Source organism: Desulfovibrio sp., from assembly GCF_035644575.1.
Classification (GTDB): Bacteria; Desulfobacterota; Desulfovibrionia; order Desulfovibrionales; family Desulfovibrionaceae; genus Desulfovibrio.
Genome location: NZ_DASQOG010000010.1, coordinates 1 through 15,240, shown reverse-complemented (window position 1 = coordinate 15,240; position 15,240 = coordinate 1). Strand labels below are relative to the sequence as shown.

Sequence of the window (15,240 nt, the reverse complement as noted above, 5' to 3'; positions counted from 1 at the left end):
CCAGACTGCACGGGTTCAAGGCCGTTCACGGTTTTGATCAGCGTGGATTTTCCCGAACCGGAAGGCCCGCATACCACAACAACCTCGCCCTTGTGTATGCGCGTGCTACAGTGGCTCAGCACATTGAAGTCACCGTACCACTTGGATACGTTTTCCAGAATGATCATGGCTTCATCGGTGGGATTAATCATTGATTGAGTCTCTTTTTTACCATGGTTACGGTGGCTGAAACACAGAGGCAGACCACAAAGTAGCCGGATCCTGCAATCAGTACCATATCAATTTCATAGCCTGTTGTTTTGCCAATGTTGGAAGCGGTGCGGAAAAAGTCGGCAAGGCCGATGATGTACACCAGGGCGGTATCCTGAAAAAGAATCATGCCCTGGGTCAGCAGCAGGGGCGTCATAACGCGGAATGCCTGCGGCAGGATGACATAGGTGATTGTTTGCGACTTGGTCATGCCAAGCGCAAGGGATGCCGCATACTGGCCGCTGGAAACACTGCGCATGCCCGCCCGGATAATTTCTGCATAGTAGGCCGCCTCAAATGCGGTAAAGGCCACTATGGCGGAAACAAGCCGGATGTCTGTTTGCGGCGAAAGATTGAAGAAAGAAGTCAAAAATTGCGGCACGATGAGATAGAACCACAGCAGCACCATCACAAGGGGGATGGAGCGGAAGCAGTTCACATAGGCGGCGGAGAGCCAGCGCATGGGCGCATAAACAGAAATGCGCGCCACAGCAAGCAATGTGCCTATCACCATGCCAAAGGCAATGGCCGTGATGGTTATCTTGAGCGTTACCAATGCCCCCTGCGCAAGCAGGGGCAGGCTCTGCTGGATGATGCTCCAGTCTATGCTAAACATTTCTGCCTCCTGCACTGGTGGAAGGCAAACGCATTTTGTTTTCCAGCAGCTTCATGGAACGCATGACCACAAAATTCAGGAAGGCGTAGGCAAGCGTAACCGCAATAAACGATTCATACGCGTAGCCGGAAAATTCCAGAAGGCGGTTGGCCTGCGCGGTCAGTTCGATAAGGCCCACAGTTGATGCCACAGCGGAGTTTTTGACCATATTGAGCATTTCTGAGGTCAACGGCGGAATAATGATGCGGTAGGCGTTGGGCAGCAAAACGTGCCGGTAGGTTTGCGGCAGCGTCAGGCCAAGGGCCAGCGCGGCGTAGCGTTGCCCGTGCGAAAGGGCCTGAATGCCCGATCTGACCTGCTCACAGACGCGCGCCCCGGTAAAGAAACCCAGCGCGCAGGTGGAAATGATAAAAAATTGAATGTTGGGGTTCAGTTCTGCCTTAAACCATACGCTTGCTTTGTAGGGCAGCAGGTCGGGTGCTGCAAGGTACCATATGAAAAACTGAACGATAAGAGGTATGTTGCGAAAAATGGTCACATAGGCTGCGCCAATGTTGCTCAGAATCTTGTTGGGCAGAGTGCGGAGAATACCGAAAAAAGAGCCCAGAAGAAAAGCCAGGATCCAGGCACAGACAGACAGGGCCACTGTCGTCAAAAAGCCGTCCACCAGCCAGCTAAAGTAGGTGACGTTTCCGAACGGCGCCTGCTCAAAAAAAATGCCCCAGTTCCAGTTAGCCTGCATTCGTTGGTTCCATCCCTGTGTAAAAAACGTATCTCATGGTGCAGCGGGCTTAAACGCATGCCCGGGAGCGCCCGCTTGCGCCTGAAGCTCCCGGGCATGCCAAAAATCAGTTCAGGGCCTTGTCGTTGGGGGCCTTGAAGAGAGCCTTCATTTCATCAGACATTTCAAAGTTCATGTTCATGTTCTTGGGCGGAATGGGCTGCATGAACCAGCGGTTAAAGGACTTTTCGGCGTTGCCGTTGCTCTGTTCCGCTGCAATCACATCGTCAAGCAGCTTCTTGAACTGGGCGTCGCCCTTGCGCACCATGCAGCCGTAGGCTTCAAAGCTCTGCGGGGTACCCACGATGATCCAGTCAGCGGGCTTTTTGGCCTTGGCGCGTTCGCCGGCAAGCAGGGCGTCATCCATAAAGAAGGCCACAGCACGGCCAGATTCCACGGTGCGGAACGCATCGCCGTGGTCTTTCACGCTGATGATGTTGATGGCGAGGCCCTTCTCGTCATTCATCTTGTTCAGCAGCTTTTCAGACGTGGTGCCGGAGGTCACGGCAACATTCTTGCCCTTCAGGCCGTCAAAGTCCTTGATGCCGGAGTCTTTGTTGACCAGCAGGCGGGTGCCGATGATAAAAAAGGTGTTGGAGAAGTCAACCTGCTGCTGACGTTCCAGGTTGTTGGTGGTCGAGCCACACTCGAAATCAAAGGTGCCGTTTTGCAGCAGGGGAATGCGGTTCTGCGAGGTGATGGGCACAAAGCGCACCTGGAGATTGGGCATGTTCAGCTGTTTTTTAACGGCTTCCACAACCTTGTTGGAATAGTCCTGTGCGTAGCCGATAACGTTCTGCTGAAGATCGTAGTAGGAAAAAGGCACGGAAGATTCACGGTGACCCACAACAATCACGCCGGTATCCTTGATTTTTTTCAAGGTCCCGGTGAGTTCCTCTGCCTGTGCCTGACCGCCCTGAACAGAGGTCAGCAGAAGCAGAGCCGCCAGAGCGGACAAAATGGATTTCTTCAGCGCCATGGTTTCCTCCTGGAATGGCATTTACGGAAGACGGCGCCCCGTTGCCGAATAGCAGCGCCGCCCAAGAAAACTACCTGGAAAATGTTGTTTGCCAGACCCATAAAAGCCAAGCCCCGCACTCGTTATCTACGGTGCTCCGGTTTCGATGGGGTGCCGTTGTGCAAGAGCACGTCCACGGCAAACAGTTTCCCTGATTCGCTGCCAGAGTGCAGTGTCTGCGCTCATCGGCGCGCCGATGCTGGCAGGCAAGAAAGCCGGGTGCGCTATCATTGTTCAGCGCACGCCGCTTCACGCTTCTGTGAACGATATGCGGCAACCGACAAAGAAAAATACCAAACCATGCGGCGCTTAGCAGTGCATGATCCATCGCTGACTGGTGCCTTGGGGGGGAGGCGTCGCTGCGCTCTTGAGCAATTAAATGATGCGAAAAGGTATTCGCAAAATTTTACGTCACATGTTCAGGCGTTTACCCTGCGAGTAAAAAGCGCTCGCGCCTCACAAGCGGGCGTTTGCTCGCACAGCCTTAAGAGCGATTACAAGGTGAAATCGCTCCCGAGAGTGCAGGAACCACAAGCAGTTATGTTTGCGGCAGGATACCTGCATCAAAATTTTCATTAAAATACCTCGGCATCATTATAAATATTGGCTCTGGTGTCAATATGACATCCGCTTGCGTTGACCTCGCACGTGCTGTCGTCCGAATTTTGATCAGACGCACAAATGTAACATTTTTTTAAATTTTGCGCTATTGGTGCTGCTTGTAATGTCCGATAAACGATAATATGATTGTTTCACTTGGTTTACTGGGAGGCTGTTTTTCAGCCTCGGGCACAATTATCCGTTTTCCGACAAGGGTGGGTTTATGGTTTTTATTTCCCATGCATTTGCTTTTGCCATGCTGATTATTTTGGCGGTTGTTGGAAAAATTGACGGATTGTTGTGGCTTGTCTTGGGCGGTGTCGCTGCCTGCCTGGCGGTTGATGCAATAATATGGCTGCGCGCCCTGGCCGAGGCTAGGCAGATGCGCGAGCAGATGGATGAAGTCGCCAGCCGCGCTGGCGAATCCGGCGGCGCAAATAATCTGGAACGCCTTGCCTATTGCCTTGGTCGGCTGCGTTCGGCAGAAGAGAATCTGGCTGTAGAGCGGCAACGCACTGCCGGGCTTGAAGGCAACAATGCGGCGCTTCAGGCAAAGCTGCAAGCAGCGCAAGCCGAAAATACTGCCTTGAGTGAGAAATTTGAAAAGGGCGATGCCGTGTTGCACAAGGCGCATACTGTTTGCGCCAAACTCTCTGCCGAAGCCCAGAACCTCGCAACCTTGGTTACGGAAGTGAACCAGGGGGTTGCCGTACAGCGAGACCGCCTGAACGAAACCGGCGGCGCTATGGACGCAGTCTCTCAGGGTGCGCACGAATCATCCATGCGTGTGCGCGAGCTTTCGGAAAACGCGCAAACGGCCAGCGGCAGCGCGTCTGCCAGCAAGGAGCAGGTTGACGGCGCTGTTAGTTCCATTGAGCAACTCAAAAATACCATTGTGCAGCTCAAGGAAGCCATGGCGGGGCTTGGAGAAAAAGCCAGCAATATCGGCAAGGTGATGGCTGTCATCAATGAAGTTGCCGACCAGACCAACCTGCTGGCCCTTAACGCAGCCATTGAGGCGGCGCGGGCTGGCGAGGCCGGGCGCGGTTTTGCCGTTGTGGCCGACGAAGTGCGCAAGCTCGCGGAAAAAACCATGGGCGCCACGCGGGAAGTTGAAGACGCCGTAAAGGCCATTCAGCATGAGGCCCACCGAAATGCCGAAACTGTGGATGCCGCCGCGCGCCTCAGCCTTGAAGGCGCCAGTTCCGCCTCTGTAGCTGGCGAGCGCATGCGCGAAATTCTGGAGACCATGTCCGGCACAGCCCAGCATTTGCAGGCTGTGGCCGCCACCGCCGGAGTGCAGTCGGAAAATATTGAAGACGCCAATAAGGCCCTGGACGAAATCCGCATAGTGGCGGAGCAGACCTCTGGCAATATGAAGGTGTTTACTGCTGCGCTGCTGACATTTCAGGGCGGCATGGAAGAGCTGGACATGATTGTAGGCGCCCTCGCAAGCGGCGACTATGATCGTGCGTCTTCAAGCAAATTTGTGCAGTGGACGCGTAATATGGATCTTGGCATAAATGATATAGACAGCCAGCATCGCCTGCTTGTTGACTATATTAACGATCTGCACAGCGCCATGACCAATAACAGCAGCGCGCAAGAAATGCTTGGCATTCTGCGCAAGCTCCGCGACTATACCAGTACTCACTTCAGGGATGAAGAAAAGCACTTTGTCCACTCCGATTACCCCTCCACCAAGGAACATCTTCAGATCCACCGCGACTTTGAGGCCAAGGTCAATGAAGTGGAGCAGGGCCTCAAGCAGGGGACAATAACCCTGAGCATGGATCTGCTTTCCTTCCTTAAAGATTGGCTTGTGCAGCACATCATGGGCATGGATGCGCAGTACGTGCCCTATGTCAAAAAAGCTGCCAGAGTTGGCACGACCCGCAAGGTGCGGGCTGCCTGATTCCACTATTCCGGTTGTTTGTTAAAAGCCCGTTCCGGTTCAGGAAAGCGCAGTAGCCTGCGGTTTCAGGCCCGAGCGGGCTTTTATCATGCGGTTGTGGCAGGTTCTCTTGCTCTCCCACTTCTCGTTTCCAAGTTTATGAAAATAGCGTGGATCCCCTTTCCACCATTGCAGGACTGGCGAAAATCATTCATATGCAGGTTATGGAATGATTGTTTCACCGCCGGGGGCAGGTCGTAAGCAGATTTTTTGATCCGCACGGTTTTATGGCTGCACAAGCAAGTGATCTCACTGTTGTAAAAAGCGGCCTGTGTTCAAGCCTGGGAGAGTGGATGCCAATTCAACTTGTTGCCGCAACCAACCGCGTCTCCAAAGCATTGTGCAGTGGGCTTGTCTGGCTTGTTTTGCAGGCATTGCCAGGAGGGGCATGCGCGTTCGATACGGCTATCGCCCATATTGGCGATGTGAGCCTTACCCCCACCGAACAGACCTACCTGCGCGAACATAAAAAGGTTACCCTGTGCGTTGACCCTGATTGGGTCCCTTATGAGCAGATAGACGCATCGGGCAAACACGTGGGCATTGCAGCCGATCTTCTGGCCCTGGTCGCAGACAGAACCGGTCTTGAGTTTGAGCTGGTGCGCACCGCCGACTGGAATGAAAGCCTGGCTTTTTCCAAGAGCGGACAGTGCAAGGTGCTGAGTTTTCTCAATCAGACCACTGAACGCAGCGAATGGCTTATCTTTACCTCGCCCCTGTTCAGTGACCCCAACGTGTTCATAACCCGCGAAGAACATCATTATATTTCTGATCCGGCAGCGCTTGAGCACGAATCCATCGTCTTTCCCGAAGGCACGGCAATGGAAGGTCTGATCAGGGAGCGGTATCCCAATCTTGAGATCAAACTTGTGCGGTCAGAGGATGAGGCAATGAAAATGGTCTCAAGCCGCCGCAGCTCCATGACCATGCGTTCCCTGATGGTGGCCGCCTACACCATACGCACAAACGGGTTGTTCAATCTGAAAATTGCCGGGCAATTGCCCATGTACATGAATCACCTGCGCATTGGCGTAAGCAAGAATGATGTCACCCTGCGCAATATTCTGGACAAGGGCGTGATGTCCATAACACCGCAGGAACGGGGAAGGGTGGTAAACCAGCACATTTCCATCAACGTGCAGTCAGCCATCAACCCCATGTGGTTTGTTTTTGGCGGCGGGATAGGCGCTGTCATTGCCCTGCTCTGGGGCTACTGGACGTACCGGCTGCGGCGGCTGAATGCAGTGCTGCTGCATATTTCAAATACCGACAAGCTCACAGGCCTTGCCAACCGGCAAAAGCTTTCAGACGATATGGCCGAGGCCATGCTGCGCTCGCACCAGCGCGAACTTCCTCTTTCCGTTCTGTTGCTGGATGTGGACAACTTCAAAAATGTCAACGATACCTTTGGGCATCTTGCTGGTGACGGCGTGTTGCAGGCCCTGAGCGCCCTGGCTGTCGCTGTGCTGCGCCCGCAGGATATTGCCGGGCGTTGGGGTGGGGAGGAGTTTCTTGTGCTTTTGCCAGAAACAGGTGCCAATGAAGCCGGGGAAATTGCAGAGAAGCTCCGCCGCCGGATTGAAGAATTCAGTTTTGCAGACGGGCTGCACTGTACGGTGAGCATCGGCCTTGCAGAAATGCGCCCCTATGATACTCAGGACAGCCTGATCCACAGGGCGGACACTGCGCTTTACCATGCAAAAAGGATGGGAAAAAACAGAGTTTCAGTGGGTTGATTTCTTGAGCATTTAAGGTGTTAAACTGCGGAATTATGCTATATCAGTTTATAATATCGGGTCATGAACTTGCTTGGAACAAATATTTGGAGTAGGTTTATTGCTATAGGTTTTTAATTTCCATATTTCCGTAACATCCTTTTGCCATTCACTTTTTTTGAAAACTGCATGGCCTCCTTTGCCTCCACTTGCTGCCATCTGTTCTGTTTTTTGGGAGTTGACGCATTCTGCCGATGCGGGGTTCATATGATTGATTCCCAGCCAAACCTTCGTTCAGATCCAGAACGAAGCAAATTATCCAGGCTGCATTCCCACAAGCAGCTATGGGTCATTGCCATAATCAACCTGCTTGTTCTGGGCATTATTATTTTTGCTCTAGTAGGTATCAGGCACCAGGAACTCGCCACAGCCGCCAACACGCTTGAAAGTGTGTCCCGATCCATTGATGATGTTCTTTCCTGGCGTTTTGAGAAAATCAACCTTGCCCTGCTGGGCGCGGTTGATGAAGCGCAACAGCAGGCACTGCGCGGTGATGTCTCATGGGAGCGTTTTGAAGCCTATGGCAAAAATCTTGATGAGCGCTTGCCCGACACTCTTGGCTTTTTGCTGACAAATACGCAGGGGCGGGTAGTGTACGCTTCTCCCCGCGCGCTTTCTGGCGAGATGTCCATCACCAACGCCGACCACTTTGTCCAGCTTCGCAATAATCCCTCCCCTGGGCTTGTTATTTCCCACCCATTTTACAGCCAGTTGTGGACGCGGCCCATCATTGTGCTTTCCATGCGCTATTTGTTGCCCGACGGTTCGTTTGGCGGCGTTGTGGCCTGTGCTGTCTCCATCGACATGTTTTCGGACATCATGGCTTCAGCCGTCATTGTTGGCCCAAGCGCCGTTGCCACCCTATGGGACAAAAAGCTTGGTCTTGTCACGCAGTACCCGCGCGGACGTTTCTGGCTTGACGCCAAGCCGTCGCCCCCGTTGCGAAAACTTATTGAACACGATGCCGCCCCAGGCATCTACCACCACAGGCGTGCAGACTTTGGCGATAAAAAAAGGATCGCGTTTTATCGCAAGCTCCGCCAATGGCCCCTGTATCTTTCTATTGGCCTGTACGAGCAGGCCGTACTTGCCAAATGGCGGCAGGACATTATTTCACTGGGTTTATTATGGATAGTCTGCGTGTTTATTTCATTCTGGAGCGGCATGAGCTACACCCGTCAGCTCAAGGCTCTTGAATTGGGCGAAAAGCGTTACAAAGGCCTTTTTGACAATATGCAGGCGGGCATGGCCCTGTGCGAACCGGTCTTTGCGCCAGACGGAAAAATTTGCGATTTCAGGCTGGTTGAGATCAACCAGGCCTACTGCGATGTATTCAAGGCGGAGCGGGACGATGTTATCGGCAAAACACTGCTGGAAAGAATCAGCCCCAAAACCAGCGAAACAGCCCGTTGGGTGAATCCGCTCATAGTCACTGCGGAAACCGGCGAGCCATCTCATTTTGAATTTTATCTTGCAGGCAACAACCTGTGGGCAGATATTGTTGCCTATCGCTCAGAAGCTGGAATCATAGCATTTTTGTGTACGGATATAAGTGAAAGAAAATTTGCGCAGGGGCGGGCAAACCGTATTTCACAAATGTACGCGGCGCTCAGCAGGTGCAATCAGGCCATTGTGCGCTGTTCTGGCAGAAACGACCTTTTTGCAGAGGTCTGCCGGGCTGCGGTGGAAGCTGGCGGCATGAAGGGAGCCTGGATTGGCCTTGTTGAAAAGCAGACAGGCAATGTGCAGCCCGTTGCGTCATTTGGCCTGAGCAATGTTGATCTGCAAAGGCTCGACATATCTGTATGGGCGTCTGACCCCAAAGGGTCCGGGCCAACGGGCTGCGCTATCCGAAACAACGAGTCTGTCTGGTCAGACGACACCACAACTGACCCCAGGCTTGCGCCCTGGTGGCAGCTTGTGCGCAAAACGGGCTTTCTTTCTGTTGGTGCGCTCCCCTTGCGCCAACGTGGAGAAGTTGTTGGAAATTTGACACTCTACGCCGACGATGCCGGAGCCTTTGATGCAGAGGTGCGCGAGCTCTTGGGGGAAATGGCCCTGAACGTCAGCTTTGCGCTGGATAATTTTACCTGGGAAGAAGAGCGCCGCCACAACGAAGCCCGCATCAATGAGCTGGCCTACTACGATCAGCTGACCGGTCTTGCCAACCGCCCCCTGCTTACGGACCGCATCCGGCAGGCGATTGCGGTGGGCATGCGCACGGACAAGTTCAGCGCGCTGCTGTTTATTGACCTCGACCGGTTCAAGACGATCAACGACACCCTCGGTCATGCGCACGGCGACAATCTGCTCAGGCAGGTCGGGCAGCGACTGCTTGCCATTGTCCCGGCAGACGACACGGTGGCGCGCTTTGGCGGCGACGAATTTGTTTTGTTATTGCATGGCCTGTCGGGCAACAGCGAGGAGGCTGCTGAGGCCGTGGCACTCATCTGCCGCAAAATTCTCACTGCCGTACGCGAGCCAATTATTGTGGAGGGCATTACCTGCAACTGCACAGCCAGTATCGGCGTTGCCCTGTTCGGCAAGCAGAGCATCACTCCGGATGAACTGCTCAAGCAGGCGGATCTTGCCATGTATCAGGCTAAAGATGCCGGAAGAAATACCGTGCGGTTTTTTGATCCGGCCATGCAGCAAACCGTCATGGAGCGCATAGAGCTTGAGCGGGATCTTGAGGAAGCCATACGGCTTGAGCAGTTTGTGCTGTATTATCAGCCGCTGATCAGCGTGGATGACACGGTGTTTGGCGCAGAAGCGCTGATTCGCTGGCAACACCCCAAGCGTGGTATTGTGCCGCCTGCCGAATTTATTCCTCTTGCAGAAGAAAACGGCATGATTGCCCGCATAGGGGCATGGGTGGTGCGGGAGGCGTGCAGCCAGCTTGGGCGCTGGGCTGAGATGCCCGAGTTTGCAAATCTGACAATTGCCATCAACGTAAGCGCCCGCCAGTTCCGCGAAAGTGATTTTGTACGGGATGTTACGGCAGCTGTGCGGCAAGCGGGCATTGACCCCGGCCTGCTGAAGCTGGAACTGACCGAAAGTCAGCTGGCTGTGAACATGCAGGAAATCATAGCGTCCATGGTCAAATTGAGCAATCTGGGCATCCGGTTTTCGCTGGATGACTTTGGCACGGGCTATTCGTCCATGACGTATCTCAAGCTGCTCCCGCTTGATCAGCTCAAGATTGACCGTTCGTTCATTCGCGACCTGCTCACTGACCCCAACGATGCCGCCATCGCCAGCATCATCATCGCGCTTTCGCAAAGTCTTGGTCTGACCACCGTGGCCGAGGGAGTGGAAAACCGCGAGCAGAAAAGGGCCCTGCTGAACATGGGCTGCACGTTGTTTCAGGGGTACCTGTTCAGCGTACCGCTGGCGGTAAAGGACTTTGAGCGTTATCTGGCGCGCAGAAATGCTGCGGCAGCCGCAGAGGGGCATGGTAATCGGGCCGAGCAGCCCCAGAGCGCTGAACAGGCAGCAGCAGGCGAGAGCAGGGAATAACTTGAGCCGTGTGAAAACTTTGGGCAGGGCAAAGTTCAGGCCAGCTAACTGCTTTGCCATGTCTGAAAAAAACTGAGTGCTTCCTAAATAACAAGGGCGGGGTAAACCCCGCCCTTGAACGTCATATCCGCAAAATATCCCTAAAAATCAGGCTACTCGTTGATGCCGTCCAGTTGCTGCCATTTGCCGAGGTGGCTTTCGATATGCTGGCAGATTGCCGCCTGTTCTTCCTTGCCTTGCCCGGTAATGGAGAGGGGGCTTGCAAAGGTGTAGCGTATGGTCAGGCCGGGTTTGACCGGGCCAAGTTCCTTGATTTTTTTGCCCTGTCCCCAGGCATCTGTTTTGAGGGCCAGAGGCACAATGGGCACTCCGGCCTTTTTAGCCAGCTTGACGCCGATGGAATTGAACTGCTGCGGATTAAACTCGCGCGAGCGGGTGTGCTGCGGAAATACAATGATGGAAATGCCCTTTTTCAGGCGCTCCAGCCCGCCGTTCAGCACGGCTGCGAGGTCTTCGCGCGGGTTGCTGCGCCCAACTACAATAGGGTCGCGCGAGCACATCACCGGGCCAAAAAACGGCATGGTGGTGAGACTTTTTTTGACCACAAAGGTCACCTGGCGGCGGGGCCGGATCATGGCCGGAAGCATGAATGTTTCCAGCGTGCTCATGTGGTTGGCCACAATCAGGCAGGGGCCGTCCACGGCTTCAATGGCGTCCATACCCTCAATCTGGATGGGGCAGCCCATGCGCTCCACAAGGTCTGCCACCCACGCGCTGGCATACACCCAGGCGGCATCGTCGCACTGTCCCTTGGACGCTCTGGAACACAGCCAGCGCACCGGGCCGAGAAACAGGCGGCTGTAAAAGCTGAGCGAGGGCAGCATACGGCTGAAAAAGCCCGCACTGGCAGGCTGACTGCTGTATGTGTCGCCCGTGAGAAACTTGGCTTCAAAAGCGCCGTCAACAAAGGGGTTCATGCCTATTCATCCGTTTTTTTGATTTTATGCAGTTTGCGCCACCACTGGCTGAGGCGGGGTTCTTCGCCGTTGTCGCGCGGCTGGTAGAACCTGCGGCCTTCCAGTTCTGTGGGCAGGTATGACTGCTCGATCCACGATTCCGGGTAGTTGTGGGGGTACTTGTATTCCTTGCCGTAGCCCCATTCCTTGTGCAACTGGGTAGAAGGGTTGCGCAGATGCAGCGGCACCGGGCGCGTTCCGTTGAGTTTGACCTCGCGGGCGGCGTTGAGGTAGGCCGCGTAGGAGGTGTTGCTCTTTTTGGCAAGGGCCAGATAGGTGACGGTTTCCGCCAGCGGAATGAACCCTTCCGGCATGCCCACAAATTCCACGGCCTGCTGACAGGCCACGGCCAGCCCCAGAGCGTCCGGGTCGGCCAGCCCCACATCTTCCGATGCGGAGAGTATCAGGCGGCGGCACACAAAGCGCGGGTCTTCGCCGCCTTCAAGCAGGCAGGCCAGATAGTACAGGGCCGCATCCACATCACTGCCGCGAATGGACTTGATGAGCGCCGAGGCCAGTTCATAGTGGTTGTCGCCGTCCTTGTCGTGCCGAATGAGCACCTCGGGCAGCGCCGCCTTTATATGCTCCAGATCGCGCCTGTCTTCCGGCAGGGCACCCACATATTCCACAAGGTTCAGCAGGGTGCGGGCATCGCCGTGCGAAACCCCGGCCAGCAGGTCGGCCACATCATCGGTCATTTCAAGCTGCAGGTCTTTTGCGCCGCGCCGCGCAAGCTCCATAAGCTCAGGGCGGCCCAGGGGACGCAGCCGCAGCACATGCAGGCGCGAAAGCAACTGACGCGTGACGCTGAACGAGGGGTTTTCCGTGGTTGTGGCAAGCAGGGTCAGTTCGCCAGATTCCACCAGCGGCAAAAAAAAGTCCTGCTGCGCCTTGGAAAACCGATGCAGTTCGTCCAGCACAAGAATTTCCACACCCGTCAGCGAGCGCCGCAGATGCTGCAAGCCTGCCTCGGGCGCGCTCAAGCGCAGATAGGGTTTGCCAGATGATTTAGCCAGCAGCAGGGCCATGGTTGATTTGCCGCAGCCGGGCGGGCCGAAAAAAAGCAGGCTGGGCAAACGCCCGGACTTCATAAGTGAGCGCAGGCGGTCGCCAAGATGGGTCTGACCCAGAAAAAGCGCCAGATCATCGGGCCGCATGCGCTCCGGCAGCGGCTTGCTTACGGTCACTTTCCGCTCCCTTGGGTGGCATCGGCCTTGCCGCCAAGCTGCGAACCCCACCAGTGCAGGCCAAGGCAGAGCGTTGCGGCGGTTTCACAGCGCAATACGCGCGCGCCAAGGCTCACGGCGGTAAAGTGGGCGGCTTTCAGGGCTGCCAGCTCCCTTTGTGAAAAACCGCCTTCGGGGCCGATCACATAGACGGTAAGGCCGGGCTGGCCCGCCATTTCCGGGGTGAGCATATGCACGCCGTCCTGAAGTTCCCAAGGCAGAATGCGGTGGTCGGCACTGTGCGAAAGATGGATGAGCTGATCCACACCGCCCGAGAGGGCGCGTACTTCAGGCAGCCAGGGGTTGCCGCTCTGCTTTGCCCCGGCGATCATCTGCCCAAGGCAGGCTTCTTCCGCGGCGGCAGAAAGTTTGCCCTGGCTGTGGTCGCCCTGCCACAGCCACACGCCGTGCGCGCCAAGTTCCACGGCCTTTTCCATAAAAAATCCGCGCCGCACGGCCTTGCTGTAGGCCAGCGCCACAATGGCCCGCGAATGCGGAGCAGGGGTGACAGTTTCAGAAACGCGCTGGAGCTGCACGTTCTTTTTGCCCACCTTGCAGACCACAAATATGCCCGAGCGGCCCCGGCCATCCAGAAGGCCCACTTCGGTGCCGGGTTCCGCGCGCAGAACCTGCCCCAGATGCCGGGCTTCCTGCCCTTCAAGAAGAGGTGTGTCGCCCCAGAGTTCAGGGGCCAGATAAAAAAACGGTACGCTCATGCCACCACGTTTTCCTTGCCGCTGCGCGCCTTGCGCACAGCCTTGAAACCGTCCTGCAATGAAACAAGACGTCTGTAATTTTTACGAATTTCCTGACCGGCCGGGGTAAGGGTGTCTTCCGGCGGTTCAACGTACTTGCGTTGCAGATAACTGTCGCGCAGGATTCTTTCCACACAGTCGATGACGGCGTCAACCAGACCGGGGAAGAAACTGACGATTTCAAACTTCAGCTCGTTGAGCAGGTTCAGGGCCTCGCGGAACATCTGCTGGTAAGTGATGCGCGCGCCCTTGAAGGTGCGCTGGCACAGGTCTTCCAGTATGCGCACACGCCGGGCCTGCTGAATGTAGCTGAACCGGGTGCAGACTTCCTGATACAGCTCGCGCAGGTTTTCAAAAGCCTCGTCATTGTCTGGCGAAAAGAGGTAGTTGGTCAACACTTTGCTTACATTGGAGAAAAATTCGTCACTATAGCTGATCATGCGGCGCTGATGCTTGGTCAGCCAGCTATAGAGGAATTTGAGCCGCTTTTCGTGCGTGCCCGTGTTTTCCACCACCTCGGTGCGCTTGTAGATGATGCGCCCCGTATATTCGCCGCGCACAATGTCGTTGAGGCGCAGGAACATGTTGGAGGTGTCCTTGATGATATTAAGCCCGGTGAGCGCTTCGCCCGTGATGGGGTGCAGCACCTCCTGCGCCACCACGGAGAGCGCGCGGTCCTGCCGCACGTTGCTGGCGTCAAAGGTGTGCTGGCGGTATTTGATGCGCAGAATGACCACACGGCGCGGCTTGTCCAGAAAAAATCCATCGCGGTCAATGGCGCTCAGCGCTTCGTCCTGATCGGCGTCCACAGCCACAAGGGCCACTTTTTCCAGCAGGGGATAGCGCGTGTTCTCGCCATTGGCCATGTAGGTGGTGATGGTTCTGTCCGTCTGCCCCAGCACGCGCAGCAAAAAGCGCTCGCCCATCTTGTGCAGCTTGCGGGCAAAAAGCGCGCTCGAGGTGCGGCGCTCTGAAACAATGGGGAAGCCGTAAAGCTCCATGAGGTACTGGTACACAAACATGCGGTTGCGTTCGTAAATATCGCTGTCGCCGTATACGAACTTGCCGATGCGGATGCCAAAGCGCTTCAGTTCGCTGTCGATATCCGACGGAAAGGAAGCGAATATTCCGGCCAGATGAAACTGCTTGTCCGCGCCCCAGGCCAGCACGTGCGCCCTGTCCATGCTGAGCAGGTAGGGCATGAGGGCAGGGTAGGTTTCAAGCACAACGGTATCTGACGAGCGGAACTGCTGGCGAAAAATATCCTGATGCACGCGCGGCAGCCGCGAGGCCAGAGTTTGCAGGTTCTGCACCATGACCTGATTTTCCAGCGGGCAGCATGCCCCGTCGCCTTCGGTAATTACGGGGTGCAGGCGATCGAACTGAAAAATTTCTGAAAAATAGTCGAGCTGGCGGGCAAAAGCCACCATGGCAAAGCCGGGCAGCTCTTTGTATTCAAACATGTCGTTGTCAAACGATGGCAAAAGCTCGCGCGCTTCCACAAGGGGGTAGTTCTTGTTTTCCTGATAGGGTTTGACAAGACACAGGCGGATATGCACGGCATCAAGCATTTTCTTGAGCTGCTGCAAGTCGCTTACGGCAATCGAAGAGGACAACTGGGTAGCGTCCTGCCAGGGCAGACCGTCCTTGCTGAATACCTCTTGCCATTTAATCATCCGCACATCCCTTATAGAAATTTGTTATTTACTACCTGCTTTTCAGAATATTTTC

12 protein-coding genes are annotated in these 15,240 nt (G+C 55.3%); 3 read left to right on the top strand and 9 right to left on the bottom strand.

Annotation, left to right across the window (positions count from 1 at the left end):
- The 4 genes from VEZ52_RS00510 to VEZ52_RS00495 form a co-directional block, all read right to left on the bottom strand.
- Window positions 1–167, bottom strand: a 167-nt coding sequence (locus tag VEZ52_RS00510; protein WP_414649495.1) for an ATP-binding cassette domain-containing protein, incomplete at its 3' end; no start/stop codon positions are given.
- A 20-nt stretch (window positions 168–187) separates the two neighbouring features.
- Window positions 188–865 (bottom strand): ABC transporter permease subunit, encoded by a 678-nt coding sequence (locus VEZ52_RS00505; protein ID WP_022659397.1) that lies wholly within the window; start codon window positions 863–865, stop codon window positions 188–190.
- Window positions 858–1,607 (bottom strand): amino acid ABC transporter permease, encoded by a 750-nt coding sequence (locus tag VEZ52_RS00500; RefSeq protein WP_324835064.1) that lies wholly within the window; start codon window positions 1,605–1,607, stop codon window positions 858–860. Before VEZ52_RS00500 ends, VEZ52_RS00505 begins: the two co-directional genes overlap by 8 nt.
- 106 nt (window positions 1,608–1,713) lie before the next feature.
- Window positions 1,714–2,625, bottom strand: coding sequence for a glutamate/aspartate ABC transporter substrate-binding protein (locus VEZ52_RS00495; RefSeq protein ID WP_192111882.1), 912 nt, complete (start codon window positions 2,623–2,625; stop codon window positions 1,714–1,716).
- Between the two features lie 862 nt (window positions 2,626–3,487).
- Between VEZ52_RS00495 and VEZ52_RS00490 the strand changes: the two genes are divergently transcribed.
- Window positions 3,488–5,179: a bacteriohemerythrin gene (locus tag VEZ52_RS00490; RefSeq protein WP_324835063.1), complete on the top strand. Its 1,692-nt coding sequence runs from the start codon at window positions 3,488–3,490 to the stop codon at window positions 5,177–5,179.
- A 332-nt stretch (window positions 5,180–5,511) separates the two neighbouring features.
- Window positions 5,512–6,954, top strand: a complete 1,443-nt coding sequence (locus VEZ52_RS00485) for a diguanylate cyclase (protein ID WP_324835062.1) — start codon at window positions 5,512–5,514, stop codon at window positions 6,952–6,954.
- Window positions 6,955–7,002: 48 nt separating this feature from the next.
- Here the strand turns inward: VEZ52_RS00485 and VEZ52_RS00480 are convergent, their stop codons facing one another.
- Complete coding sequence (locus VEZ52_RS00480; protein WP_324835061.1) at window positions 7,003–7,200, bottom strand: hypothetical protein; 198 nt, start codon at window positions 7,198–7,200, stop codon at window positions 7,003–7,005.
- Here VEZ52_RS00480 and VEZ52_RS00475 point away from each other — a divergent pair, their 5' ends adjacent.
- Window positions 7,201–10,512 carry an EAL domain-containing protein gene (locus tag VEZ52_RS00475; RefSeq protein ID WP_324835060.1) on the top strand — a complete coding sequence of 1,104 codons (3,312 nt, stop codon included), beginning with the start codon at window positions 7,201–7,203 and terminating at the stop codon, window positions 10,510–10,512.
- A gap of 152 nt (window positions 10,513–10,664) precedes the next feature.
- Here VEZ52_RS00475 and VEZ52_RS00470 read toward each other — a convergent pair whose 3' ends face one another.
- From VEZ52_RS00470 to VEZ52_RS00455, 4 genes are read right to left on the bottom strand one after another with little or no spacing between them, the layout of a single operon-like run.
- Window positions 10,665–11,489, bottom strand: coding sequence for a lysophospholipid acyltransferase family protein (locus VEZ52_RS00470; RefSeq protein ID WP_324835059.1), 825 nt, complete (start codon window positions 11,487–11,489; stop codon window positions 10,665–10,667).
- Between the two features lie 2 nt (window positions 11,490–11,491).
- Window positions 11,492–12,715 carry a replication-associated recombination protein A gene (locus tag VEZ52_RS00465; protein WP_324835058.1) on the bottom strand — a complete coding sequence of 408 codons (1,224 nt, stop codon included), beginning with the start codon at window positions 12,713–12,715 and terminating at the stop codon, window positions 11,492–11,494.
- Window positions 12,712–13,470, bottom strand: coding sequence for a 16S rRNA (uracil(1498)-N(3))-methyltransferase (locus VEZ52_RS00460; RefSeq protein ID WP_324835057.1), 759 nt, complete (start codon window positions 13,468–13,470; stop codon window positions 12,712–12,714). The genes VEZ52_RS00465 and VEZ52_RS00460 overlap by 4 nt, the downstream gene beginning before the upstream one ends.
- The gene (locus tag VEZ52_RS00455) at window positions 13,467–15,185 is read right to left on the bottom strand and encodes a hypothetical protein (protein WP_324835056.1); all 1,719 of its coding nucleotides are present in this window, start codon (window positions 15,183–15,185) and stop codon (window positions 13,467–13,469) included. Before VEZ52_RS00455 ends, VEZ52_RS00460 begins: the two co-directional genes overlap by 4 nt.
- Window positions 15,186–15,240: the final 55 nt, after the last annotated feature.

Excerpts from the sequence above, each read along its gene's own strand:
- VEZ52_RS00505 (WP_022659397.1), bottom strand. The coding sequence starts at position 865 with ATGTTTAGCATAGACTGGAGCATCATCCAGCAGAGCCTGCCCCTGCTT.
- VEZ52_RS00500 (WP_324835064.1), bottom strand. The coding sequence starts at position 1,607 with ATGCAGGCTAACTGGAACTGGGGCATTTTTTTTGAGCAGGCGCCGTTC.
- VEZ52_RS00495 (WP_192111882.1), bottom strand. The coding sequence starts at position 2,625 with ATGGCGCTGAAGAAATCCATTTTGTCCGCTCTGGCGGCTCTGCTTCTG.
- VEZ52_RS00490 (WP_324835063.1), top strand. The coding sequence starts at position 3,488 with ATGGTTTTTATTTCCCATGCATTTGCTTTTGCCATGCTGATTATTTTG.
- VEZ52_RS00485 (WP_324835062.1), top strand. The coding sequence starts at position 5,512 with ATGCCAATTCAACTTGTTGCCGCAACCAACCGCGTCTCCAAAGCATTG.
- VEZ52_RS00480 (WP_324835061.1), bottom strand. The coding sequence starts at position 7,200 with ATGAACCCCGCATCGGCAGAATGCGTCAACTCCCAAAAAACAGAACAG.
- VEZ52_RS00475 (WP_324835060.1), top strand. The coding sequence starts at position 7,201 with ATGATTGATTCCCAGCCAAACCTTCGTTCAGATCCAGAACGAAGCAAA.
- VEZ52_RS00470 (WP_324835059.1), bottom strand. The coding sequence starts at position 11,489 with ATGAACCCCTTTGTTGACGGCGCTTTTGAAGCCAAGTTTCTCACGGGC.
- VEZ52_RS00460 (WP_324835057.1), bottom strand. The coding sequence starts at position 13,470 with ATGAGCGTACCGTTTTTTTATCTGGCCCCTGAACTCTGGGGCGACACA.
- VEZ52_RS00455 (WP_324835056.1), bottom strand. The coding sequence starts at position 15,185 with ATGATTAAATGGCAAGAGGTATTCAGCAAGGACGGTCTGCCCTGGCAG.